The organism is Acinetobacter sp. Colony158, from assembly GCF_019264745.1.
Lineage (GTDB): Bacteria > Pseudomonadota > Gammaproteobacteria > Pseudomonadales > Moraxellaceae > Acinetobacter > Acinetobacter ursingii.
The window spans coordinates 3,407,388-3,432,135 of the sequence record NZ_CP078523.1 but is presented as its reverse complement, the minus strand read 5'-3'; the positions used below and the strand labels follow the sequence as shown (position 1 = coordinate 3,432,135).

Sequence of the window (24,748 nt, the reverse complement as noted above, 5' to 3'; positions counted from 1 at the left end):
GGCGATATTGCCATGATCAATCGGTTTTACACCTTGCAATGCTTTACTAAACAGTTGGCTGTCATCTTCTGGCTCTATTTTTTTCGGTCCATTGTAAATCGGCTGCTTGTTTGCAGTTTGTTTGTTGCTTGCTTGTTCCTGACCATTTGAGATTTGTTTTTTAAACTGTTTTAGCAAATCTTGTTGGGCTTTGGAAAGGGAAGTGTCGTGTTTGCTCATGATTGAAATAGGAAATCACAATAGAATAATATATTGCGATGATTATAGTATTAAAAGTCGAATAGATGAAAAAATCAAACTATTCAATAACAATAGAATCACTGACTTTTTAAGAGCAAGTAATTCTATTGTGATCAAAAAATCAAAGCTGTTCTGGTACACCAAATAACGCAGTAAATGCCTGATCTGGTCGAGGCTGCTTCATAAAACTTTCACCCACCAAGAATGAATGAATGTCATGATCCTGCATCATGGCGATATCGGCAGGGGTGGAAATCCCACTTTCAGTTACCAATAAACGTGATGGATCAAGCAGTTTCTTTAACCGCAAGCTGGTATTTAAATCGACCTCAAAGGTTTTAAGATTACGATTATTCACACCCAATAAGCACTGTTCAGAGAGTTTGAGTGCGCGCTCTAACTCTTCTTCGTCATGTACTTCGACCAGCACATCCAAATTGTATTCAAATGCAGTCTTAGACATTTCTTCAAGTTGCTGATCTGATAAACATGCCACAATCAATAAAATACAGTCTGCCTGTAAAGCACGGGCTTCAATGACATTGTAAGGATCAACCAAAAAGTCTTTGCGTAATGCAGGCAGGCCGCAATGTTCACGAGCAATCGCAATATTTTCATCTGCACCCTGAAAGAAATCCACATCGGTCAGCACAGATAAACAGGCTGCACCTGCCTGTTCATATTGCGCCGCAATTTCCGCAGGATTAAAGTCAGCACGAATCACACCTTTAGAGGGCGATGCTTTTTTAATTTCAGCAATCACACCGGGACGTTTACTACGCAAAGACTGTGCAAAGCCACGAACAGGTGTTGCCTGTTTTGCCCATTCTTCAACATCTTTTAGGCTACGTTGTTTTAAACGATCCGCCAGTTCTTCATGTTTACGATCAACGATTTTACCCAGAATGGTATTTTGAATCTGAATCATTTGGATAACCTCAGTTGTTTGAGTATTGCTTTAATGCTTTGGTAAATTCAGACAGAATGCTCATTTTTTCTAAAGCCTGTCCACCGTAAATAATATCATGCGCCAATGCCACACCTTGTTTATAACTGGTGCTGAGTCCTGATACATAAATACCAGCCCCCGCATTGAGGGCAATCATATTTGCGGCTTTTTCACCAATTTCGGATTTTTTACGTCCCAACGCGTCTTTAATCAATTTTAGACTGGCGCTAGAGTCTTCCACAATTAAACCACTCAAAGTTTGAGAAGTGATGCCTACATCTTCAGGGTTTAAAATCCATTCGATAATTTCACCATTTTTCAACTCTGCGACATAAGTGGGAGAGGCAAGGCTAATTTCATCCAGCCCATCTTTGGAATGAACCACCATGACATGTTCTGCACCAAGTTGCTTCATCACTTCTGCAATTGGGCGACACAGTTCATCTGAAAATACCCCAATCACAAAGCGTTTTACCCCAGCCGGATTCGTAAGCGGGCCAAGTAAATTGAAAATACTACGAATGCCCAGTTCTCGGCGTGGACCAACCGCATATTTCATGGCTTTATGATGATTTGGCGCAAATAAAAAACCAACGCCCATCTCACGAATGCAACGTTCAGTTTGTTGCATATCAAGATCAAGGTTAATCCCAGCTTGTTCAAGTAGGTCGGATGAACCTGATTTGCTAGATACTCCGCGATTGCCATGCTTGGCAATCGTGGCACCTGCCGCAGCAATCACAAAACTGGACGCAGTGGATACATTAAACAGATTTTGACCATCACCGCCTGTACCTACAATATCAACCAAATAGTTGATATCACTTACGTCGATTTTAATCGCCATATCACGCATGACACGCGCCGCAGCGGTAATTTCATCGATACTTTCACCTTTCATGCGCAAACCCATCATCAAGGCACCGATTTGTGCTTCGGTGGCTTCCCCCTGCATGATGCTACGCATCACATCTTCCATTTGTGCTTGGGTCAGATGAATATTTTTGGTGATATGATTTAACGCTTGTTGAATATTCATTTATGCATAAATCTCTAAAAAATTCTTGAAGATTTGGTGACCATGCTGGCTCAAAATCGATTCAGGGTGAAACTGCACACCTTCTACAGGCAATGTCTTATGTTTAACACCCATGATTTCTTCCATAGAGCCATCAGCTTGGTTAGTCCAGCAGGTCACTTCCAGACACTCAGGTAACGTTTCCTGTTCAATCACTAAAGAGTGATAACGTGTTGCTGAAAATGGCGATGGCAAATCACTAAAAATGCCTTTATCAATGTGATGCATATCGGATAAACGACCATGCATCACCGTTTTGGCACGAATAATATTGCCACCGAAAGCCTGACCGATTGCCTGATGTCCTAAACAAACACCGAGCAGGGGAATTTTGCCTGCGAAGTGATGAATGGCAGGAATGGAAATCCCTGCTTCAGTCGGAGAACACGGGCCAGGACCGACTACCAAATACTTTGGTTGCCATCGTTCAATGTCCTCAAGAGTGACTTGGTCATTGCGAACTACTTTAACGTCTTGATTTAACTCGCCAAAATATTGGACGATGTTGTACGTAAAAGAGTCGTAATTGTCGATCATGAGCAACATTGTAATTGCAACCTATTGAAAATTAATTAGATATTAAATTATTGGCTTAAGGTTGACCGTTTGGTAACCCATTTGAGTAACTCTATCCAAAATTAAGCCGCTAAATTAAGCGGTTACTTTATCAGAATTTGTATTATTTGTGATGATCTTATTCATGTATCAATCAAGCTTGTATAGTGTTTGACAGGATTTAAGCGTCAATCATTTCATCAAAACTAACTCTTAGACTTGCTAAAGAATGGAGAATATTTAGCCATAGAAAAGCACCCTCCAAGTTAGACTGAATGTGTCCAATTTTCGGGGTGCAATTCAAAACTTAGGCAGTTTTGTAGAAAATAAAAAATTATTTTTCTACGCCTGCTGGTTGGCCTGCAAGTTTTGCATTTGCATAATCCCAGTTTACAAGGCTTTCAAGGAAAGTAGAGATGTATTTAGGACGTGCATTGCGGTAGTCGATATAGTAAGCATGTTCCCAAACGTCAATCGTCAACACAGCAACTTGACCATGTGCAAGTGGGGTATCAGCATTTGAAGTTTTAGTAATCGAAAGTTTACCATTCACTTCATCAGCCACTAACCATGCCCAACCAGAACCGAATTGAGTCGTTGCTGCATTAGCAAATTCTTCAGCAAATTTTTCGTAAGAACCAAATGCTTCATCAATTTTAGCTGCGATTGCGCCAGTTGGTTTACCGCCGCCATTTGGCGCAATTGAGTTCCAGTAAAAAGTATGGTTCCAAACTTGAGCAGCATTATTAAAGATACCTACTTTAGATGCATCACCCGCAGCAGCTTGGATGATTTCTTCTAAAGTTTTACCTTCAAGATCAGTACCTTTGATCAAGTTATTTAAATTAGTCACATAAGTTTGATGATGCTTGTCATGGTGAAATTCTAAAGTTTCTTTAGAAATATGTGGCTCAAGTGCATCGTAAGCATAAGGTAATGCAGGTAAAGTAATGGTTGTCATGTTCCAATTCCTTGCGTTAGCTGGGTAATAGAATTAAGTGGCTTCATTGTAAATGATTATTTATGCAAAAGGTGATTGTTTTAAATAACAATACACAATAAAGCCTTAATTAATACGTATATATAAATACCTGTAATAAATACGTCTTAAATTGGATTATTCAACTCAATATAATGGTGTTCGAGTGAAAATTGGTCGGATAACGCTTTTGCCAAACGTTGTACCCCATACCGCTCAGTTGCATGGTGCCCACAAGCAAAATAATGCACATTCAGTTCTTGAGCTTCATAAAAAGTTCTTTCGCTGACTTCTCCAGAGATATAGGCATCACAGTCCTGTAGCGCCGCCTTATTAATAAAGTCTTGTGCACCGCCTGTACAAAAACCAACCTTTTGAATATTGGATTTTCGTGCAGCTAAATGAACAATATTAAAATCAAAGATCTGTTGTAATTTATTTTTAAACTCTTCAGGAGTGAGGACTTTTTTTAAGTAACCAATATTTCCAATAGGATGCCGTTCGTTACTGTCTAATGCTTCTATTTCATGTAATCCCAAAAGCTCAGCAATTGCAGCGTTATTACCCAAAGCAGGATGAGCATCTAAAGGAAGATGATAAGCCACTAAAGAAATATCATTTTGAATCAGTTTTTTAATTCGATTGCCACGCATTCCTGTAATCGGATAGGGTTCGCCTTTCCAGAAATAGCCATGATGAACCAAGAGTAAATCTGCACCAAGCTCAATAGCCGCATCAATTGCGGTTTCTGAAGCAGTTACCGCAGAAACAATGCGTTTGACCTCTTGTTTTCCCTCGATTTGCAAGCCGTTGGGTGCATAATCTTTAAACTCCGCACTTTGTAGGGTTTGGTCACACCACTGTATAATGTCATCTAAATTTGCCATGAATCACTTGACTCTGAATCTATTTAACCAAGTTCATCAAAACATATTTTTAATAGTAACTAAAGCTAGACAAATCTTTTTTATGTTTTTCAGTTATCCATAAACTTATGCTTTACAATGAGTAAACTCTTTTTTCTTCAATAAATTAAATCAAACTTAGAGGGTGTAAACGTGCGTCGTGCTTTTACATGGTTACCGTGGGTACTTCTCATCATTGTCATTATTAGTTTTCTTTCATGGCAAAAGCTTAATCAGCCGAAAGCGCCTATTGCTGCTGATGGGGTCAAAATGCCTGCTGAAAATGTCAAACCTTTAATTGATACTTCACGTGCAGGTGGCGTTGTTTCTTATAGTGCGGCTGTGAAAGTCGCTGCCCCAGCAGTGGTCAATATTTTTACAACCCAAAAAATAAAGCAAGCGGCAAATCCTTTATTGAATGATCCGGTTTTTCGTGAGTTTTTTGGCAATCAATTGCCACAGCAACCGAATCAGGAAAATGAAAATAGTTTAGGGTCTGGTGTGATTGTCCGCCCCGATGGTTATATTTTAACGAATAATCATGTGATTGCACAGGCGGATCAAATTGTGGTTGGATTGAATGACGGTCGTCGTGCAGTTGCCAAAGTGATTGGAACTGATCCAGATACAGATTTAGCCGTAATCAAAATTGATCTGGATAAACTCCCTGTTTTACCGTTTAAACTCAGTGGTAATGAAGTCGGTGATGTGGTTCTCGCCATTGGTAATCCATTTGGAGTCGGACAAACAGTGACTCAAGGTATTATTTCTGCGACAGGTCGTTCAGATTTAGGTATCAACACTTATGAAGATTTTATTCAGACTGATGCAGCGATCAATCCAGGTAATTCTGGCGGGGCATTGATTGATGTCGCAGGTAATCTGATTGGGGTCAATACCGCAATTTTCTCTCAATCTGGTGGCTCTCTCGGGATTGGATTTGCGATTCCTGCGCAGGTATGTCAGCAAGTACTTAATTCGATTTTAAAAGATGGTCGTGTCATTCGGGGTTGGTTGGGTATTAGTCTGGTTGCACCCAATCAGGATCAGGATGATGTTTTAGCCCCACGTCAAACAGGTGTGGTGGTTGCTGATGTATTGCGCGGTGGGCCTTCGGATCAGGCAGGCGTGAAAGTAGGTGATAAAATTTTAAAAGTGAATGACGAAGTGATTAATTCGGCATCGCATTTAATTAATTATGTGGCTTTACAAGCGCCAAATACGACCGTGAAACTTGAAGTAGAACGTAACGGTCAAACTGCAACTCTTGATGTTAAAGTGGGTGAGCGTAAAAACCAAAATCAAAGTTCACAGTATATTCCACTACCAAAACGATAAATTTTTCAGCAGATAAAAAAAACAAGCCTCATGATGAGGCTTGTTTTTTTATGGATCATTTTATTTTTTTCGACGTCTAAATACAGGATGTAAAACAGCAGCTTCTTCTATCGTAGCTTCATTTTCTAGATCCTCATTTTTTGCTTTTTTCTTCTTTTTTTTCTTTTTCTTGGGTTCGTCCTCGACCTCGTCACCATCTTCAATGGCTTGCCAGTATTCAAGTTGTTCCATGACTGCCGCGTAAATAGAGCCTTTGCTATAGTGACCTTTTTTATCCAGTACGCCTACTGGTCGTGCCATCAATATTTCTAAAGCCTGATCAATGGTTTCAATGGCATGGACATGGAACTGACCTGCTTCAACAGCTTCAATCACATCCTGACGTAACATTAAATGCTGCATGTTTTGACGTGGGATGATGACACCTTGTTTGCCAGTCAAACCTTGTAATTTACAGGCATCATAAAAGCCTTCAATTTTGGCATTGACGCCACCAATCGGTTGAACCTGACCCAATTGATTCATCGAACCTGTAATCGCCCATGATTGATCAATTGGAATCTGGCTAATGGCAGAAATTAAGGCTGAAAGTTCTGCAACCGTTGCACTGTCACCATCGACTTGTCCATAGCTTTGTTCAAACGCCAGTGCCGCAGAAAAATGTAAAATTTGAGAACGGCCAAAATGCGCTTTTAGAAAACTCGACATTAGCAGGACGCCTTTGGCATGTAACGATCCACCTAATTCAACACTGCGTTCAATATCTAAAATATCACCGCCGCCTTGATAAACTGAGGCAGTTAATCTTGAAGGTAGGCCAAACTCGACATCTGCATAATGAATGACAGACAGCGCATTAATCTGACCCAGACGATGACCTTGTGTTTCAATCAATTGGGTGCCACGCGATAAATCTTGCCAGTATAGTTCACGTAAATAACCCAAGCGATACTGGCGATGATGCAAGGCTTGGTTGACATGTTTGTCCGAAACAGTTTTGTCACCTGCGGTAAAGGCATGATGATGGGCTTCACGAATCAAATCACCCAATGTCGATGCGTGTAAAGACAATGAGCTTTGGTCTTCAGCCTGACGGCTTGAATCGGTTAAGAGTGCAGACAATGCTGAACGATCAAAAGGTAATAGCTTGTCTACCTGTACATAATCGGCAATAAGTTGCATATAAGCCTGCTCATTACTGTCATTACGTTGCAATGTATCAGTGAAGTCAGCTCGAATTTTGAATACACTTCCGAGTTCAGGTTCAACTTCTAAAATTTCATAATAAATTTCAGGTTCTGCCAACAATACCACCTTTATTTCTAAAGGAATTGCCGCAGGTTCAATGGAAATACTCCCCGTTAAGGTCAGCATATGTTCAAGTGAAGAAAGTTTGAGTTGTCCGGACTTCAGTGCACGTTTCAGCCCTTGCCAAGCATAGGGTTGCTCAAGCAATTGCTCAGCTTCCAGCATCAAAAAACCACCAATGGCTTTGTGCAGTGAGCCAGGGCGAATTAAGGTGAAATCTGTGGTGATCGTCCCGTTTTGAGTTAACTGCTCGACGTGCCCAAGCAAATTATAATGAGTTGGGAAGTCTTCAAAAATCACAGGTGCGCCAGCGTTTGGCTTATTGCTAACAATCGCATTGGCCTGATAGCGCGCAGGAACTCGATTAAACAGTGCAGGGGAAAAGTCATCTTCTTCCTGCGCCAAAATCGTTTCAACATTTTGAATAATATCTTCAGCATAACGCTGTAAAAAATCGTCTAGACCCGCAACGCTCTGATTTTTTTTAATCAGTAAGTCAATTCGCGGTAGAACCACTTGTTTGGCAATATCACGATTGAGCTCAGATACCTGATCTCGCGCATCGTCTTCCAGATCACCCAAATGCAATCCTAGACGTTCCAGCTTTTTATCCATATAACGCATATTGGATGCGATTTCAGCGCGCTGCTTGGTCGTGAGGGCATTGATTTCATTCTGAGTCATTTCCTGAACTTGATCATCTTTGACATGTACAGGTACAAAGCAATGTTCTTCATTGCGTGAAATCAGTTTTAGATCCAGCGTTTCGCCTTCTTTGGTCAACTCAACCAACGCTTCTTGTTGTTCATCACCGGTTTCCTGACGAATCTGTTCAATACGATTGTGATAGGTTTCGGCGGTGAAACGTCGTTCAAGTTGTTTTAAAATGGTTTGCCAAGCTTGATGCAAGGCATTTTGAAATTTTGGTCCTTGACCTGCTGGGAATCTTAAAGCAAGTGGTTGACGTGGGTTTTTAAAGTTATTCACATACACCCAGTCATCGGGTGTCGGCATATTTTTGGCGTGTTGTTGCAGCAAACGCTTGATCATGGTGCGTTTACCTAAACCTGCGGTTCCAACGGCAAAAATATTATAGCCTGAGTAAGGTAGTGAGATACCTGCTTCTACAGAAGCGCGGGCACGATCTTGGCCCAGAAAATTATTCAGCGGTTTAATCCGTCGTGTAGACGATGGAATCTTGTCCAGATTGGTAATATGAGTCAGTTGTTCAGCTTTTAATGTGGTCTTTTCTAATGTCGTTTGAATCTCTGCTCGTTCAAATGCCGATGGTAGATTATTGCTTTTTAGAGTTGTCGCTGTGGTTGAAGTTGAAGATAATGTTGAAGCCATTTGATCGTGTCTTTGGGTCACAGGTGAAATCCAAAAAATAAACTAGAGGTAAGATTTAAAGGTATACAGGTTTAGGGCAAAATATCAAGCTTCACAGCATTTTTTCTCAATTTAAATGACAAGCTTTTCACAAACAATATTGAAAGCTTGGACATAACACGATTGAATAGGCTGTTTTATAAAATCTTTGGAAAATAATAACCGAATGACCACTCAAACTACTGGATGGAAAGCTGCTTTTACCGCTTTTCTTGATCGCCGTGCCCTGATTATGTTGTTTCTGGGATTTTCTGCGGGTATTCCCATTCTGCTCATTTTTTCAAGTCTATCTTTATGGCTTGGGGAAGCAGGCATTGATAAAAGCGCAGTGACATTTTTTAGCTGGGCGGCACTTGGTTATTCCTTTAAATTTGTATGGGCACCATTGATTGATGAATTGCCAGTTCCTGTTTTGACCAAAACTTTAGGCCGCCGTCGTGCATGGTTGCTGATTGCACAGCTACTCATTATCGTGGCGATTTGTATCATGGCTTTTTCTGATCCATCGCTCGGTCAGAGTTATTTGATTCAGATGGCGGTAGGAGCGGTGTTACTGGGTTTTTCCGCAGCGACTCAGGATATTGTGATTGATGCATATCGGATTGAGCTTGCTGAAACGCAAATGCAGACAGTTTTAGCATCGACCTATAATGCAGGTTATCGTATTGGCATGATCGTGGCAGGTGCAGGGGCTTTGTTTTTAGCGGCTTATCTTGGAACATCCAAAGGTAACTATATCTATGAAGCCTGGAAATATACCTATTTAACCATGGCGGCCGTGATGCTGGTGGGTATCATTACCACGCTTGTGGTGCGCGAACCACAGGTCAATCGAGTATATAAAACCTATAAACGTAGTGATTATTATCGTTTGGTGTTTGTATTTTTTGTGGCAGTGGCAACTTTTGTTGTGACTTATATTTATTCGGGCAAAGTTACCGATCTACTCGCAAGTGCTGCCAATGTTACGGATACCGCTGCTTTATTTGGTTTGGAAGCTTTACGCTTTTTAACGGCTGCTGCCTGTGCTTTATTGATTGGTTATTTACTGGTGCATGCTGGTGTGGTGAACAAGCAAATGGCCTTGGAAACATGGGTCGCACCAGTACTGGATTTCTTTAAACGTTATGGGATCAAACTGGCATTAGTGCTGTTACTTTTAATTGGTTTTTATCGAATTTCGGACATTATTGCGGGTGTCATTTCCAATGTTTTCTATCAGGACTTAAACTTCAGTAAAGAACAAATTGCGGAAGCCGTGAAAGTTTACGGCGTTATTTTTAGTCTGATTGGTGGTTTTCTAGGTGGATTGCTTGCACAGCGCATGAATATTATGAAGCTAATGTTCGTCGGTGCGATCCTCGCCAGTTCGACCAATCTGATTTTTATTGGTTTGGTGAAATCGGGTCAGCCTTTGGCAGATGTCCAGATTCAGGTTGGATCGCATCAGTACACGGCACACCCCGATGAAGTCGGTTACTTTAAGCTTTCCATTCCAAATCAAGCTTTATTGGAAAGTCAGCATATCACTGTTCAAAGTCAGTTTGCACAAGGTCAGTCAGATTCAGCGTCTGTCGATTTACCTTATTTAACGGCTAAGGTGGGTCAGTCACAAATTCAGATTTTACCAATTACCAGTGATAATCAATTATCAGCAGAAGAACTTAAACAAAGTGTGGTGGTCAAAGGTCAAATTTCTGGACTCAATGCTAGTCAGTTAAGTACAGATCAACCAATTGTGTTCATGCTAGATGGAAAAAGCTTTAAGGCAAAACTTGATTCCACAGGTACTTTTAGTGGGATTATCGATCAGCGAGCCTTACAAAACTCAGCAACTAAAGTGATTTCTGTAGAGGCAATTTCACCTCAAGGTCAGGCTTTGATGCATAGTCAACGTCATTATTCTTTACTTGATTCAAGTCAGTCACGCACTTTGGATATTGATCTCGATCCAATCGCGCCAGTTCAGTTGGATTCAAAAGCAAGTACAGAACTAAAAGGCAAGGTGATTAAGCCGTATAGCTCGCAGTGGCTGTATTTTGCGATTATTGTGGATAATATGGCTTCAGGACTTGCAGGTGCAGCATTTATTGCATTTCTATCTAGTTTGACCAGTGTTTCATTTACCGCTGTTCAATATGCAATTTTTAGCTCGTTAATGACTCTAACTCCTAAATTATTAGGAGGTTATTCGGGGACGATTGTGACCCATATCGGTTATCCAAAATTTTTCCTCATGACCACGCTGATTGGAATTCCGATTTTAATTTTAGTGGTATGGGTAGCCAAACTGTTGAGAGAGCACCAAACGCTTGAATCAGAAAAGATAAACCCATAACGCTCAGGGTTCTTGTGTGAGTTAATTTAAATCTAAAGGAATAGACGTCTTTCATCATTGTTTAACCCTCTTTATTTTTCTCCCATAGGCAGAAATAAACAGGACTGATGAAAGAGGTCTGATGGATTAACTTAAAGTTTAAAGTGTCCAATTAGATTGAAAATGCATATAATTACCCATTGTATATCTTTGATTTAAAAGTTAAGTTTTTAAATAAATACTGAACATTTCATTTGAAAACTGGTTTTATCAAGTTAGCTCGGTAACATGAATATTTACTTACTGGTAAATTTCATTTATCGGGCTTTGTTATAAATGACTTAGGGATGTCATGCGATGTTGAAATTACTGGCGTTTGATCGTTTTACCATTTTATTGATTCTGATGGTGATTCTGGCAAGTATTATTCCTGTATCGGGACATGCCGCCAGTATTTTTGAAATGGTGACCAATGTTGCGATTGCCATTTTATTTTTTTTACATGGCGCGAAACTGTCAAGAGAAGCCATAGTCGAAGGGGTCATGCACTGGCGGCTGCATTTACTGGTTTTTGCTTTTACCTTTGTGCTATTTCCAATTCTGGGCTTGATGGCTAAACCGTTTTTACTGCCGATATTGGGACAAGAGCTTTACTGGGGCTTTTTGTTTATGTGTTTTTTACCATCGACGGTTCAGTCGTCGATTGCATTTACCTCTGTGGCTAAAGGTAATGTTGCAGCCGCAGTATGCAGTGCTTCATTTTCAAATTTGATCGGTATGTTTATCACTCCTGTATTGGTCAGTTTTTTTATTTTTGGTCAGTCGAAACATAACTACGATCCAACTGCATCGATCATACAGATCACGTTGTTATTATTGGTTCCCTTTATTTTGGGGCAAGTGCTTCGCTCGTGGATCTTTCCATACATGAAAAAAGTGCCGGGCATTGTAAAGGCGTTTGATCAGGGCACCATTTTGATGGTGGTGTATGGTGCTTTTAGTAGTGCTGTGGTTGCGGGTTTATGGCATCAGGTGAACTTACTTACCTTGTTCTATTTGGTATTGGCGTGTTCTATTTTACTCACCATTATTATGCTTTTAGGATTATTTGTACCTGTTTGGCTTGGTTTTAATCGAGCAGATCAAATTACGATTTTCTTCTGTGGATCGAAAAAAACATTGGCCAGTGGCGTACCGATGGCACAAATTCTTTTTAGCGGACAGCCTTTGGGTATGATTGTTTTACCTATTATGATCTTTCATCAGATTCAGTTAATGGTGTGTGGGGTGATCGCAAATTACTGGTCGAAAAAACATGAGCCAGTCGTATCAAAAGACAAAACGGCACTGGAATAATTCGCTATCTGATATTTTTTAGCGTATAATGATGCTCACTTGTTGTGCTTAGCTCTGACGGATTCGTCTCGGTGGGCCAAGAGAAATGGTCTGTTGTGGTGTTGATCTGCTGCGTTGTCTATATTTAGTTAACCAGCCTTTCCTTGATTTATAATTCATTTGAATTGAAAGTCGAGAGTGATCAATTGCGATAACAGCTTAAGCCTTTCTTCAATTAGGAGTCATCGACCATGCGCGCCGATATTCACCCAAAATACGAAACATTAGTTGCAACTTGCTCTTGCGGTAACGTGATTGAAACTCGTTCTGCTTTAGGTAAAGAAACTCTTTATCTTGACGTATGTTCAGCTTGCCACCCATTCTATACTGGTAAACAGAAGAATGTAGACACTGGTGGTCGTATCGACAAATTCAAACAACGTTTTGCTGGTATGTCACGTTCTATCAAACGTTAATACGAGAAAATCTAAAACCAAGTATTTATCTGGTTTCAGTTCTCACAAAAAGAACCGCAATTTGCGGTTCTTTTTTTATGTCATTTTTAACTCATAACCCTAGATTTCTTTCATCCGTCTTTTTTATTTCTGTTTAAGAGAGAAAAATAAAAAGGGTTTAAATCATGATGAAAGAAATCTTATCATATTTGATTATTCGTCTGGATAAGCCACTTTTTTCAATGCCTTGATATCTGCTTCAGGTGAGCATAGCGAAATAAACTCATACCCGTAGCCACGCAGCAAATGCCCTTTACGTACAGCAATCCATGTGGTGTTTAATCCAAAAATATCTGTTTTAATTTGTTTCAAACGATAATCCCGCTCGCGGTCATAGGCGACATCATTGACAATTCCTACCCCCATGCCAAGCTCAACATAGGTTTTAATCACGTCGGCATCCAGTGCTGACATCACTAGATCAACATCGATCCCTGCATCTTCAAAAGCTTTGTCGATTTTGGAGCGACCTGTAAACCCGCCATGATAAGTAATAATTGGAAAGTTAGCTAAAGCTTCCAGTGAAATTTTTGTTTCATGAGCAAGTGGATGATTTTGGGGAACAATAATACTGTGTTCCCATTGGTAATAAGGCACACTGGCTAGATTTTCTTCAGTAGTCAAAGATTCCGTTGCAATGCCAATATCAGCTTCGCCTTGCAGCAGCATTTCAGAAATTTCTGTCGGACTCGCTTGTTGTAAAACTAAATGTACTTTTGGAAAAAGTTTTTTAAACTGATTTACAATGGGTGGAAGCACATAACGTGCCTGAGTATGCGTGGTGGCAATCGTTAGAGTACCTTCATCGACTTTATTAAAGTCATCGGCTAGACGTTTAATATTTTCAGCATCGACCAGCATTCTTTCTACTATACCTAATAGTGACTGACCGGGTTCGGTTAAACCCAGTAAACGCTTACCTTTGCGAATGAAAAGCTGAACACCCAGTTCATCCTCTAAATCCTTAATATGCTTACTCACCCCTGATTGCGAGGTGTAAAGCGCTGCCGAAGCTTCGGTCAAATTAAAGTTTTGACGAACCGTTTCTCGTATGATTCTTAATTGTTGAAAATTCATAATCTTTTATCTCTCTTTTGAGGATGCATCGCATCCCCAAATTGAATCTATGCGACTTGATCGGCAAATAAATGAAGCTGTGAAGCACTCACCCAAACACTTTGATTGGGTCTAAATTGATGCTGTCTTGCTTCTTCTGGGCTTAATGCAATTTCAATCAGACGACCTTGACGATCCTGTAATTCAGCAATCACTTTTCCTGCAATCCAAATTTCACGTACAAAAATAGCTTCAATACTATTTTCATGTGGTTGGGCATGAATATGTAACTCATCTGGACGGGCAAAAGCAATGACTTTACCTTGAGGTGCATGAGCAGTTGTAGGCAGAATGATTTTATTTTCACCAATATGCACAGTGCCATTGTGATGTTCAGCATCGAAACGATTCGCTTGACCCAAAAAGTCGAATACAAATGGTGTCGAAGGTTTTTCATAAACTTCGCGAGGTGAGCCAATTTGTTCAACATTGCCCTTATTCATGACAATAATTTGATCAGCCACCTCAAGTGCTTCTTCCTGATCATGGGTCACGAAAATGGAGGTGATATGCAGCTCATCATGTAATGTTCTTAACCAGCGACGTAACTCTTTGCGTACTTTGGCATCGAGTGCACCGAAAGGTTCATCCAAAAGCAAGACACGCGGTTCAACAGCAAGAGCACGGGCAAGGGCAATACGCTGACGCTGACCACCAGAAAGCTGTGCAGGATAACGATCTGCCAGAAAACCAAGCTGAACTAGATCCAGTAGACGAGTGACACGTTTTTTGATTTCAGCTTCATTCGGACGAGTACTGCGTGGTCGAACCCGTAAACCAAAAGCAATATTGTCAAATACAGTCATGTGGCGAAACAGCGCATAATGCTGAAATACAAAGCCGACCTGACGTTCACGCACGTGTACGTTGGTGGCATCATTGCCTTCAAGTAAAACTTGACCTGAATCTGCGGATTCTAAACCTGCAATAATGCGTAACAACGTTGTTTTTCCACAACCAGATGGTCCAAGTAATGCCACCAATTGTCCTTCTGGAAAATCCAGAGAAATATCTTTGAGTGCGTGGAATGCACCAAAGTGTTTTTCAATATTTTTAACTTGAATACTCATTGATCATTCCTCAAGAAACTGTTGAATCATTTCGGTTGTTTTGTTTTTCCTGACGTATTTCCACCCATGTTTTTAAAATCAGGGTAATAATCGCCAAAAATGCCAGTAGAGATGCCACAGCAAATGCAGCACTGTAGGTATATTCGTTGTATAGAATTTCTACATGTAAGGGTAAAGTATTGGTTTCTCCACGAATATGTCCTGAAACCACGGATACAGCACCAAACTCACCCATAGCACGGGCATTACACAAAATCACACCGTAAAGCAGTCCCCATTTAATATTGGGTAAAGTCACTTTTCTGAATGTTTGCCAACCCGAAGCACCCAGTACAATAGCCGCTTCTTCTTCTTCTGTGCCTTGTGCTTCCATGAGCGGAATTAGCTCACGCGCGACAAAAGGGACAGTAATAAACACAGTCGCAAGGACAATCGCAGGCACGGCATACAGAATTTTAATATCATGGTCCATCAACCACGGGCCAAACCAACCTTGCATACCGAAGATCAGTACCAACATCAAACCTGCAATGACAGGTGAAACCGAAAATGGCAAATCGATCAGGGTGGTTAAAATGGATTTGCCACGGAACTGAAATTTGGCAACAGCCCAAGCCGCTGCAACTCCAAACACGACATTTAAAGGCACAGCAATTGCGGCAGTGAGTAAAGTTAATTTTACAGCCGATAACGTATCCGGATTAATCAGGGCATTAACATAGACATTGATCCCTTGTCGGAAAGCTTCTACAAAGACCAAAATTAATGGCAGGATTAGACAGCTTAAAAAAAAGATCAAGGCGATAGTTAAAAGGGTATAACGGACCCAAGTCGGTTCACGGGTCGAATCGCGTGATTGCAATTTTATTGCCAGTGCATTGCTACTGGTCACTAAGCTCATTTTATAGTTCTCCCGGTACGACGACTTGCCCACGCCTGAATCAGATTAATCAGTAATAAGATGACGAATGAAATGACTAACATGACGACTGCAATTGTGGTCGCAGCGGGGTAGTCATATTCTTCAAGTCGAGAAATAATCATTAAGGGAGCAATTTCAGTTTTAAACGGTTGATTACCTGCAATGAAAATCACTGAGCCGTATTCACCTACACCGCGAGCAAAGGCTAAGGCAAAACCAGTAAGCAATGCTGGCAGTAAGATCGGAAAAATAATTTTACTGACAATTTGCCAACGGTTGGCGCCCAATGCAGAAGCGGCTTCTTCCAATTCAGTTTCAATGTCGGCAAGCACAGGTTGCACGGTACGTACCACAAACGGAATGCCAATAAAAATCAGGGCGATAGTAATCCCGATGGAGGTATAAGCCACTTGAATACCAAGCGGTGTAAGATACTGACCAATCCAGCCGTTAGGGGCATATAAAGAAGTCAGGGCAATACCTGCCACGGCAGTAGGCAATGCAAATGGTAAATCGACCAGAGCATCGATGAAACGTTTTCCCGGGAAGGTATAACGCACCAGACACCACGCCAGTAAAGAACCAAAGACGACATTGATTAATGCTGCAATAAGAGCAGTACCAAAACTCAGCTGCAAAGACTTAAGGATTCGCTCTGAACTCAATATTTCTAGTAAACCATCCCAGCCAACACCAAAGGATTTAAAAAATACGGCTGAAAGTGGAATAAGAACAATGAGTGATAAATACGCTAGGGTAAAACCTAGTGAAAGACCAAATCCTGGCAGCACTCGGGATCGCTGCGACATGAGAACTCCTAAAAGAGTACACCTGCCAAATAGCAGGCAAATTTAAAAAAAGATAAAACTAAAGCTAGATGGCAAATTTGAACGATGAATATCGATCACGATATGGCATGATTCGCTGTGGCTGTTTTTCCTGAAGGATATAATCAAAAATTTCTGGAAAAGGTCCAAAACCTGAAGCCACATTGATATGACCCACTTGCCCAAGATTGACAGGTTTAACTTGCCAAGCCTGAGCCAGACGCATAGCATCATCAAAGTGTAGCCATGGGTCGTTTTCACTGATGATGAGTTGGGTTGGTACATCAATCTTTAACTGATGAAAATAATTGGCATAATCATACGCACTGTTGCGGGCAAATCCTGCTTCTCCAAAACGTGCAGGATTGGCAGGTGCAACTAAGGTTAAATGTTTAACTTTTTTTCGCAGATCAGCATGTTCAGCCAAGGCTGCAACGCTGGTCAAACAACCAAAACTATGCGCCACGATTTGAATCGGTTGATCAATAAACTGAACAGTTGCAAGGAGTTGCTCCACCCATTCAGTTAACACTGGATGATTCCAGTCTTTTTGTTGGACGCGAGAGCAGTTGATCAATTCACGTTGTAACCATGATTGCCAGTGTTGAAACTCACTTCCTCCAACACCCGGTACAATGACTGTATGTAACATGTTGCTGCTCCCGATCACAGGTTGATTATTTGGCGTTATTTTCTTTGACGAGTTGGTCAAATACGCCACCATTATCAAAATGTTGTTTTTGTACTTTGGTCCAGCCACCAAACTCTTTGTCAATTGTTACCAGTTTCAATGGCTTAAAGGTGCTGCTATAGCGTTTGAGTATGTCTGCATTGCGTGGGCGATAGAAATTTTTCGCCGCAATATCCTGTCCTTTTGGTGAATACAGGAAATTCAGATAGGCTTTGGCCAGATTTTCATTGCCATCTTTTTTCACATTTTTTTCTACAATCGCAACGGGTGGTTCAGCCAAAATCGAAAGAGATGGGGTGATGATGTCAAATTTGCCCGGTTGTTCACGCTGTGCTAAGTAGGCTTCGTTTTCCCAAGCCAGTAATACATCGCCAATACCACGTTCAGCAAAAGTTGTGGTTGCACCACGTGCGCCAGAGTCTAATACTTTAGTTTGTTTATAAATCTGACGTACAAATTCACGTGCTTTGGCATCGGAACCATATTGATGCTTTGCCCACGCCCATGCTGCTAAATAGTTCCAGCGCGCGCCACCTGAGGTTTTTGGATTTGGCGTGATAATTTCTACACCCGGTTTGACAATATCGCCCCAATCCTTAATGCCTTTTGGATTGCCTTTGCGGACAAGGAAAACGATAGTCGAGGTATAAGGGGTGGAGTTTTGTGGAAATTTCTTTTGCCAGTCCGCAGGTAATAATTTTGCTTTTTCAGCAATTTCATCAATATCTGCGGCCAAAGCTAAAGTCACGACATCTGCTTGTAGACCATCGATCACCGCACGAGCTTGTTTACCCGAACCGCCATGTGATTGTTTAAAATTGACATCCTGACCAGTACGCTGTTTCCAGTACGCGCCAAATTCTTTGTTAAAATTTTCATAAAGTTCACGTGTTGGATCATATGAAACGTTTAAAAAATCTGTTGCTGCAAAAGACGAAACTGAAACCAATCCAGCCAGAATCCCCACCTTTAATTGTGCTAAACGCATGTTTTTTTCCTCAAATATATCGAAATGTTTTGAACATGCGTGCAGCATACTGCGAGTTGTTATCCATAAAAAATAATAAAAAATGAATTTTATATGAATAAAAAAGAAATAGAAAAAGCTTATGTGTTTTTAAACTAAGCTGAGAAATCAACGGGATGTTTGGCGATGTGGTGTTTTAAGAATGCAGAACGAGTGGAAGCACTGGATTTACAGGATCGGGCATTTCATTATGGAGATGGATGCTTTACTACAGCGCGCATTTATCAAGGAAAGTTTGAACTCAAAGCACGACATCTATTGCGTTTAAAAAATAGCTGCGAATATTTATATCTCAAGGCTGATCTATCACTGATCGAAAAAAGTTTAGCGAAACTGCAAAGTCAATTGGATGTTTTAAATGGCACCCTTAAAATCATCATTAGTCGTGGTGTAGGGCAGCGCGGTTATAGTCTGCCAGCACAACATGCTGATGTGTATGTCTGGTTTTATCCGCAAACGCACACCGAATTTGCTCCTCAATTCATACAAACAGGGGTATTAAATCAGGTTATAGGGATGAGCATGCCGCATTTGGTCGGGATAAAAACATTGAATCGGCTAGAGCAGGTGTTACTGAAACAGGAAGCGGATCAACAACAATGGATAGAAGCTTTGGTAACAGATATACAAGGGATGATTGTTGAAGGCGTGAGCAGTAATTGCTTTATTTATTTAAAAGATACATGGATTACACCCGAACTTCGTTATAATGGCGTGCACGGAGTGATGCGCGCTGAGATTTTATCCCGAATGGAAAAGTTTGATGTGCCTGTTGCTCATGGTTTTATTGATATGGATGAGATTGCAAATATTCAGGCACTGTTTTTTTGTAATGCACTAAGTTCGATGAAAGCCGTGACCCATTTAGATGGAAAACCTTTAGATGCTCAAATTTGTGTAGATCTTTTTCATACACTTCAACTGAACCAGATTCACTGATATGTCAAAACCTTCAAATAAGCCTAAAGCAAAAAACAAGAAAAAACCGCCAAACAAAATCGGTTTTTTTGCGAGAAATAGAAAATGGCTGGTAGCATTTTGCATTGTAGCCATTGCGATATTCGGTTTGCTATGGATGAATCTATTTAAGGCTTATCCTGTAAAAGGCAAAAAAGAATTATTGGTGGTTGCTAACGGTGATACTTATTCACATTTTATTGAGCGTCTGGCAAAAGAAAATCAAGTTTCGGTTCCTTTGATTCCCAAGATTTATCAGAAATTTTTTATACATGACACCATGAAAGCAGGGGTGTATGAAGTCCCTCAAGGCATGAGTATTCGCCAAGTTTTAGTAATGCTATCCAATGCTGAAAATGCACAAATGATTCGGGTTCAAGTGATTGAAGGAACGACCTTTAAGCAATTGATTGCAAATCTAAAAAAAGATCCGTATGTGACCAAGACAGTTGTTAATTTACCTGAACAACAAATTGCAACAGAATTGGATTTGCCTTACTCGCATCCTGAAGGTTTATTTGCACCGAATACTTATTTCTTTTCAAAAGGTGAAAGCGATAAAAAAATTCTGACGGATTTATATCATTATCAAATGAAAGCCTTAGATCAGGCATGGCAAAATCGTGCGGCAGATTTACCTTATCAAAATAAATATGAAGCCTTGATTATGGCGTCCATTATTGAAAAAGAAACCAGTCTGGACAGTGAGCTTGAGCAAGTGTCTGGAGTATTTGTACGCCGTTTAAAACTCGGTATGCGTTTACAGACTGACCCCACTGTGATTTATGGCATGGGCGATAAATATCAGGGCAAAATTAGCCGACAGGATTTGCGTACCCCGACCGCTTATAATACTTATACGATGTCTGGTTTACCGCCCACCCCGATTGCTATGCCGAGCAAAAAAGCCATTGAAGCGGCGATGCATCCTGACCAATCCAAAAATATTTACTTTGTTGCGACAGGTAATGGTGGACATAAGTTCAGTGAAACTTTGCAACAACATAATCAGGCAGTTCAGGATTATTTGTCCGTGCTAAGATCAAAAACGGATACCCAGAATTAGAAACCAAACATGTGTAACCCAAGCTCGTATCCAAAAACGACGGAGAAATTATGTTCATTAGCTTTGAAGGCACGGAAGGTGTGGGAAAAACCACGCTCATTCGCAAGATTTATGAGTATTTCGAGCGTCAGGGTGAACACCTCGTATTAACTCGTGAACCTGGGGGGACGCCTTTGGCTGAGCGAGTGCGTGATTTGTTGCTTGCAGTCAATCATGAAGAAAAAATGGCGCATGATACCGAGCTTTTATTGATCTATGCAGCACGAGCGCAGCATTTACAACAAGTCATTGTTCCCGCATTAAATGCAGGTAAAACAGTACTGAGTGATCGTTTTACCGATGCCAGTTATGCATACCAATGTGCAGGACGTGGTTTAAGCAAAGAAAAACTGAATATTCTCAATCAAACTTTTGTCTCGCAAATGCCAGATATTACGTTTTGGTTAGATGCGCCTATTGAACTTGGTATGTCACGTGCGCGTGAACGTGGCGCTTTAGATCGTTTTGAACAGGAAAAAGTCGAATTTTTTCAGCGTGTGCGTGAAGGCTATCAGCAGTTACATCAGTTATATCCAGAACGGGTAAAACGTCTGGATGCAACTCAATCGCCTGAATTGGTTTTTGAGCAAGCATTAAGTCATCTACAATAAATCATTTCAATATAAAAAACGCGCGAAAAGTATAAAGCTTTCGTGCGTTTTTTATTGAGATTCTGAACTTAAACTACATTCACTAAAGGTTGTTCCACTTCAAAACTCGGCGGAGTCAGCACCGTTTTACGTAGCTCAGTTCCGAGTTCAGGATAATCTAGAGTGTAGTGCAAACCGCGAGATTCTTTACGTTGCATAGCGCATCGTACAATCATTTCCGAAACAAGTACTAAATTTCGCAGTTCGATCAGGTTTTTACTGACCCGATAATCCTGATAATATTCAGTGATTTCCCGCTTTAACATTTCGATGCGGTGTAGGGCACGTTCAAGACGTTTAGTGGTGCGCACGATCCCCACATAGTTCCACATGGTCGAACGCAATTCATCCCAGTTTTGCAAAATCACAACGTCTTCATCTGCATCTGTAACCTGAGATTCATCCCAAGTAGGAACATCAGGCCATTTAAAATTGGAATCAAATTTGTTTTGAATATCCTGCGCAGCACTCATGCCATAAACAAAACATTCAAGTAATGAGTTACTGGCCATACGGTTAGCGCCGTGCAAACCTGTATAAGAGGTTTCACCGATGGCATATAAGCCTTCGATATCTGTCTGGCTATGTTCATCTACCACCACACCACCGCAGGTGTAATGAGCAGCTGGCACGACAGGAATCATATCTTTGGTGATATCAATACCTAACTCAAGCAGGCGCGTGTAAAGAGTTGGAAAATGCTCCTGAATAAACTCCGCAGGTTTATGGGTGATATCCAGCCAGACATGGCGAATCCCCAAGCGTTTAATTTCATGGTCAATCGTTCGGGCTACAATATCTCGCGGTGCGAGTTCAGCGCGCTCATCAAAACGTAGCATAAAACGTTCACCATCTGGTAGGCGTAAATATGCACCTTCACCCCGCATGGCTTCTGTAATTAAAAAAGATCGCGCCTGTGGATGATATAAACAGGTCGGATGGAATTGATTAAATTCCATATTCGCCACACGACAACCTGCACGATAAGCCATGGCAATCCCATCACCTGTGGCAATATCAGGATTTGAGGTATAAAGATAAGCTTTCATTGCCCCACCACAGGCGAGTGCGGTAAATGGAGCTAAAAAGGTATGCACTTTTTCGGTTTTTTCGTCGAGCACATACAGTCCAATGGCACGATTACTTTGATCTTTTCGCCCTAATTTATGCAATGTAATGACATCAATCGCGATGTAATTTTCAAAAATAGTCAGATTTTTTTGTTCTTTGGCGCGTTGTACCAATGTGGTAGAAATTGCTTTGCCTGTTGCATCTGCTGCATGAATAATTCGGCGCTGTGAATGTCCGCCTTCACGTGTGAGATGAAGCTGATCTTCTTCATCAAGAGTAAATTCAACACCATGATTTAGAAGAAAATCAACCGATGATCGACCACCTTCAACTGTTTGTTTAACTGCATCGAGTTCACATAAATGTGCACCTGCAATCATTGTGTCATCAATATGCTGTTGAATGGAATCAGTTTCATCCAGTACCGCAGCAACACCGCCTTGTGCATAAAAAGTACTGGCTTCGGTCAGGGAGGATTTCGCTAAAACCGCAATGTTGTAATGACTTGGTAATGATAAAGCAAGGCTTAACCCAGCGCCGCCACTCCCCACAATGATCACATCAAAATGATGAGTTGTGTTTGAATCAGACATGTCCATCAGCTAATTTACAAAAAGTTTGCTAATAACACGCTTTTTTTTAAGAAAAGGCAAGACTCTATATGCTTAAATCTAAGTCGAATTTTCAATAAACTTTCAGTTTTTAAAAATTTGAATGATCAAAATAGAGAAAATTTAATGGAATAATCGCAATTTTTTTATTCTGGAAATAATAAACATATTATTACGGAAATATAGAAAAAGTTGTGCTAAAACAATTGGGTCTAACCTAAAACTAGTGTGTGAGTTCGTGTTACATGAATAGTCGCTCTTTACAAAATGGAATGTATGCTATGGTTTTTACCATGGCGGCTGTACAAGCGGATGCTGCAACCCCTGTTGATTTTTCAAGTCTGGTTGAGCAAGCCAGCCCAGCAGTGGTCAGTGTCAATGTTGTAAAAAAAATGACTCAGGAAGAGTTGTTACAGCAACAAGTGCCCGAGATTTTACGTCGTTTTTTTGGTAATCAAGTCGTCATTCCACAACAACAGGCTCCACAAGAAAAAGTAGGATACGGGAGTGCCTTTTTTATTAGTAAGGATGGATATCTACTTACCAATCATCACGTCGTAGAAGATGCTTCACGTATTACCGTGACCTTGCAGGATCGACGTGAAATTGATGCAAAAGTGATTGGAAGTGATGAGCGTACTGACGTGGCATTACTTAAAGTCGATGGAACTAATTATCCTTCCTTGAAAATAGGCAATGTTGATCAATTGAAAGTGGGTGAGCCTGTGCTTGCCATTGGTTCACCATTTGGTTTTGATTATTCTGCTTCAGCAGGTATTGTCAGTGCCAAATCACGAAATATGCAGGGTGAAACCTCAGTTCCATTCATTCAAACTGACGTAGCTTTAAATCCGGGTAACTCAGGCGGCCCATTATTTAACCAGCGCGGTGAAGTCGTCGGTGTGAATTCTCGTATTTTTAGTGGTACGGGGGGGTATATGGGCTTGTCATTCTCGATTCCAATTGATGTGGCAATGGATGTAGTTCAACAACTTAAAACTACGGGCAAAGTGACTCGTTCTTATTTAGGTGTGATGCTACAGGATATTGATCGTAATCTAGCCGATGCTTATAACTTACCGCGACCAGAAGGTTCGCTCATCAATCAAGTTGCCCCAGATTCACCAGCTGCCAAAGCGGGATTAAAAGCGGGTGATATCATTATGAAATATAATGGTTCCCCAATTTCACGCACCTCAGATTTATTAAACTATTTGAATCGCACCATGCCAAAACAGACGATTCAGTTAGAAATACTGCGTGATGGCAAACCTCGTAATATTTCTGCGACTTTAACCACTGCGCCAGATGATACGCCAGCAACCTCAGAGCGTACGACGCAACAAAATGGTCCAGTATTAGGAATGGCAATTCGAAACCTGACAGCAGCTGAACAATCACGTCTGGATGTTCGTGGCGGTATCTTGGTTGAAGATGTGACACGTGGTGGCTTGGCTGCGCAGTCCAATATTATTTCAGGTGATGTGATTACTCAAATTAATAATACCAGTATTTTAAATACAGGTGATTTTAGTAAAGCTGTTGCTGCGTTACCTAAAAATACAGTGGTACGAGTCTCTATTATTCGTCAAGGACAACGTGCGATGTTGGGCTTAAGAATTAAATAATCATTAGGCTGCTTTGATAAGTATTTTTTATTTCTCTATGTGGAAGAAAATAAAAAGTATCTAAACAATAAAGCATCTAAATAATGATGAAAAATTTTATTTTCATCTTAAAATAAAATCCCTTTACGATATACAACTGTAAAGGGTTTTTTTTAAATTTAAAGC

At 40.7% G+C, this 24,748-nt stretch carries 21 protein-coding genes and 1 pseudogene; 8 read left to right on the top strand and 14 right to left on the bottom strand.

The features are described 5' to 3' along the window. The 6 genes and pseudogenes from JR005_RS15065 to JR005_RS14005 all read right to left on the bottom strand — a co-directional run. Positions 1–219, bottom strand: a pseudogene (locus JR005_RS15065) (DNA mismatch repair protein MutS); the annotation flags it as partial. 142 nt (positions 220–361) lie between these two features. Continuing rightward, positions 362–1,168 carry an indole-3-glycerol phosphate synthase TrpC gene (trpC, locus tag JR005_RS14025; RefSeq protein WP_218665323.1) on the bottom strand — a complete coding sequence of 269 codons (807 nt, stop codon included), beginning with the start codon at positions 1,166–1,168 and terminating at the stop codon, positions 362–364. A gap of 10 nt (positions 1,169–1,178) precedes the next feature. Next, positions 1,179–2,228, bottom strand: coding sequence for an anthranilate phosphoribosyltransferase (trpD, locus tag JR005_RS14020; RefSeq protein WP_218665322.1), 1,050 nt, complete (start codon positions 2,226–2,228; stop codon positions 1,179–1,181). Next, positions 2,229–2,813 (bottom strand): anthranilate synthase component II, encoded by a 585-nt coding sequence (locus JR005_RS14015; protein ID WP_004990052.1) that lies wholly within the window; start codon positions 2,811–2,813, stop codon positions 2,229–2,231. Positions 2,814–3,156: 343 nt separating this feature from the next. Beyond that, positions 3,157–3,783, bottom strand: a complete 627-nt coding sequence (locus tag JR005_RS14010; RefSeq protein ID WP_218665321.1) for a superoxide dismutase — start codon at positions 3,781–3,783, stop codon at positions 3,157–3,159. A gap of 146 nt (positions 3,784–3,929) precedes the next feature. Continuing rightward, positions 3,930–4,688, bottom strand: a complete 759-nt coding sequence (locus tag JR005_RS14005; protein WP_218665320.1) for a Nif3-like dinuclear metal center hexameric protein — start codon at positions 4,686–4,688, stop codon at positions 3,930–3,932. Positions 4,689–4,859: 171 nt separating this feature from the next. Here JR005_RS14005 and JR005_RS14000 point away from each other — a divergent pair, with 171 nt between their 5' ends. Further along, on the top strand, positions 4,860–6,044 hold the full coding sequence (locus JR005_RS14000; protein ID WP_044437212.1) for a trypsin-like peptidase domain-containing protein: 1,185 nt from the start codon (positions 4,860–4,862) through the stop codon (positions 6,042–6,044). A 60-nt stretch (positions 6,045–6,104) separates the two neighbouring features. On the opposite strand, the gene JR005_RS13995 is transcribed toward JR005_RS14000, so the two are convergent. Beyond that, positions 6,105–8,702, bottom strand: coding sequence for a Lon protease family protein (locus tag JR005_RS13995; protein WP_373865986.1), 2,598 nt, complete (start codon positions 8,700–8,702; stop codon positions 6,105–6,107). Positions 8,703–8,889: 187 nt separating this feature from the next. Here JR005_RS13995 and JR005_RS13990 point away from each other — a divergent pair, with 187 nt between their 5' ends. From JR005_RS13990 to rpmE, 3 genes are all read left to right on the top strand, one after another. Continuing rightward, entirely contained in the window at positions 8,890–11,079 is a 2,190-nt protein-coding gene (locus tag JR005_RS13990; protein WP_416378502.1) for an AmpG family muropeptide MFS transporter, read from the top strand. A gap of 336 nt (positions 11,080–11,415) precedes the next feature. Further along, entirely contained in the window at positions 11,416–12,414 is a 999-nt protein-coding gene (locus JR005_RS13985) for a bile acid:sodium symporter family protein (protein ID WP_049175146.1), read from the top strand. Between the two features lie 230 nt (positions 12,415–12,644). Further along, positions 12,645–12,869, top strand: coding sequence for a 50S ribosomal protein L31 (gene rpmE / locus JR005_RS13980; protein WP_004989885.1), 225 nt, complete (start codon positions 12,645–12,647; stop codon positions 12,867–12,869). A gap of 192 nt (positions 12,870–13,061) precedes the next feature. Here the strand turns inward: rpmE and JR005_RS13975 are convergent, their stop codons facing one another. From JR005_RS13975 to JR005_RS13950, 6 genes are all read right to left on the bottom strand, one after another. Further along, the gene (locus JR005_RS13975) at positions 13,062–13,985 is read right to left on the bottom strand and encodes a CysB family HTH-type transcriptional regulator (RefSeq protein ID WP_004989883.1); all 924 of its coding nucleotides are present in this window, start codon (positions 13,983–13,985) and stop codon (positions 13,062–13,064) included. Between the two features lie 47 nt (positions 13,986–14,032). Next, positions 14,033–15,094 carry a sulfate/molybdate ABC transporter ATP-binding protein gene (locus JR005_RS13970; RefSeq protein WP_218665318.1) on the bottom strand — a complete coding sequence of 354 codons (1,062 nt, stop codon included), beginning with the start codon at positions 15,092–15,094 and terminating at the stop codon, positions 14,033–14,035. A gap of 10 nt (positions 15,095–15,104) precedes the next feature. Further along, positions 15,105–15,995 carry a sulfate ABC transporter permease subunit CysW gene (cysW, locus tag JR005_RS13965; RefSeq protein ID WP_218665317.1) on the bottom strand — a complete coding sequence of 297 codons (891 nt, stop codon included), beginning with the start codon at positions 15,993–15,995 and terminating at the stop codon, positions 15,105–15,107. Further along, a complete protein-coding gene (cysT, locus tag JR005_RS13960; protein ID WP_218665316.1) occupies positions 15,992–16,825 on the bottom strand; it encodes a sulfate ABC transporter permease subunit CysT in 834 nt (277 codons plus the stop codon). Before cysT ends, cysW begins: the two co-directional genes overlap by 4 nt. Positions 16,826–16,889: 64 nt before the next feature. Beyond that, positions 16,890–17,495 carry an alpha/beta hydrolase gene (locus JR005_RS13955; protein ID WP_004989873.1) on the bottom strand — a complete coding sequence of 202 codons (606 nt, stop codon included), beginning with the start codon at positions 17,493–17,495 and terminating at the stop codon, positions 16,890–16,892. 25 nt (positions 17,496–17,520) lie between these two features. Then, complete coding sequence (locus JR005_RS13950; protein ID WP_218665315.1) at positions 17,521–18,522, bottom strand: sulfate ABC transporter substrate-binding protein; 1,002 nt, start codon at positions 18,520–18,522, stop codon at positions 17,521–17,523. A gap of 165 nt (positions 18,523–18,687) precedes the next feature. On the opposite strand from JR005_RS13950, the gene pabC reads away from it, so the two are divergent. Genes pabC through tmk form a run of 3 tightly spaced genes read left to right on the top strand, consistent with a single transcriptional unit; the run spans position 18,688 to position 21,234 of the window. Continuing rightward, the gene (pabC, locus tag JR005_RS13945) at positions 18,688–19,500 is read left to right on the top strand and encodes an aminodeoxychorismate lyase (protein WP_218665314.1); all 813 of its coding nucleotides are present in this window, start codon (positions 18,688–18,690) and stop codon (positions 19,498–19,500) included. 1 nt (position 19,501) lies between these two features. Next, entirely contained in the window at positions 19,502–20,584 is a 1,083-nt protein-coding gene (gene mltG / locus JR005_RS13940; RefSeq protein WP_218665313.1) for an endolytic transglycosylase MltG, read from the top strand. A 50-nt stretch (positions 20,585–20,634) separates the two neighbouring features. Further along, positions 20,635–21,234: a dTMP kinase gene (tmk, locus tag JR005_RS13935; protein ID WP_151831953.1), complete on the top strand. Its 600-nt coding sequence runs from the start codon at positions 20,635–20,637 to the stop codon at positions 21,232–21,234. 68 nt (positions 21,235–21,302) lie between these two features. On the opposite strand, the gene nadB is transcribed toward tmk, so the two are convergent. Further along, positions 21,303–22,937, bottom strand: coding sequence for an L-aspartate oxidase (gene nadB / locus JR005_RS13930; protein ID WP_005003677.1), 1,635 nt, complete (start codon positions 22,935–22,937; stop codon positions 21,303–21,305). Positions 22,938–23,200: 263 nt separating this feature from the next. Here nadB and JR005_RS13925 point away from each other — a divergent pair, with 263 nt between their 5' ends. Beyond that, complete coding sequence (locus tag JR005_RS13925) at positions 23,201–24,583, top strand: DegQ family serine endoprotease (RefSeq protein ID WP_004998469.1); 1,383 nt, start codon at positions 23,201–23,203, stop codon at positions 24,581–24,583. Positions 24,584–24,748: the final 165 nt, after the last annotated feature.

Excerpts from the sequence above, each read along its gene's own strand:
- trpC (WP_218665323.1), bottom strand. The coding sequence starts at position 1,168 with ATGATTCAGATTCAAAATACCATTCTGGGTAAAATCGTTGATCGTAAA.
- trpD (WP_218665322.1), bottom strand. The coding sequence starts at position 2,228 with ATGAATATTCAACAAGCGTTAAATCATATCACCAAAAATATTCATCTG.
- JR005_RS14015 (WP_004990052.1), bottom strand. The coding sequence starts at position 2,813 with ATGTTGCTCATGATCGACAATTACGACTCTTTTACGTACAACATCGTC.
- JR005_RS14010 (WP_218665321.1), bottom strand. The coding sequence starts at position 3,783 with ATGACAACCATTACTTTACCTGCATTACCTTATGCTTACGATGCACTT.
- JR005_RS14005 (WP_218665320.1), bottom strand. The coding sequence starts at position 4,688 with ATGGCAAATTTAGATGACATTATACAGTGGTGTGACCAAACCCTACAA.
- JR005_RS13995 (WP_373865986.1), bottom strand. The coding sequence starts at position 8,702 with ATGGCTTCAACATTATCTTCAACTTCAACCACAGCGACAACTCTAAAA.
- JR005_RS13985 (WP_049175146.1), top strand. The coding sequence starts at position 11,416 with ATGTTGAAATTACTGGCGTTTGATCGTTTTACCATTTTATTGATTCTG.
- rpmE (WP_004989885.1), top strand. The coding sequence starts at position 12,645 with ATGCGCGCCGATATTCACCCAAAATACGAAACATTAGTTGCAACTTGC.
- JR005_RS13975 (WP_004989883.1), bottom strand. The coding sequence starts at position 13,985 with ATGAATTTTCAACAATTAAGAATCATACGAGAAACGGTTCGTCAAAAC.
- JR005_RS13970 (WP_218665318.1), bottom strand. The coding sequence starts at position 15,094 with ATGAGTATTCAAGTTAAAAATATTGAAAAACACTTTGGTGCATTCCAC.
- cysW (WP_218665317.1), bottom strand. The coding sequence starts at position 15,995 with ATGAGCTTAGTGACCAGTAGCAATGCACTGGCAATAAAATTGCAATCA.
- cysT (WP_218665316.1), bottom strand. The coding sequence starts at position 16,825 with ATGTCGCAGCGATCCCGAGTGCTGCCAGGATTTGGTCTTTCACTAGGT.
- JR005_RS13955 (WP_004989873.1), bottom strand. The coding sequence starts at position 17,495 with ATGTTACATACAGTCATTGTACCGGGTGTTGGAGGAAGTGAGTTTCAA.
- JR005_RS13950 (WP_218665315.1), bottom strand. The coding sequence starts at position 18,522 with ATGCGTTTAGCACAATTAAAGGTGGGGATTCTGGCTGGATTGGTTTCA.
- pabC (WP_218665314.1), top strand. The coding sequence starts at position 18,688 with ATGTGGTGTTTTAAGAATGCAGAACGAGTGGAAGCACTGGATTTACAG.
- mltG (WP_218665313.1), top strand. The coding sequence starts at position 19,502 with ATGTCAAAACCTTCAAATAAGCCTAAAGCAAAAAACAAGAAAAAACCG.
- tmk (WP_151831953.1), top strand. The coding sequence starts at position 20,635 with ATGTTCATTAGCTTTGAAGGCACGGAAGGTGTGGGAAAAACCACGCTC.
- nadB (WP_005003677.1), bottom strand. The coding sequence starts at position 22,937 with ATGTCTGATTCAAACACAACTCATCATTTTGATGTGATCATTGTGGGG.
- JR005_RS13925 (WP_004998469.1), top strand. The coding sequence starts at position 23,201 with ATGAATAGTCGCTCTTTACAAAATGGAATGTATGCTATGGTTTTTACC.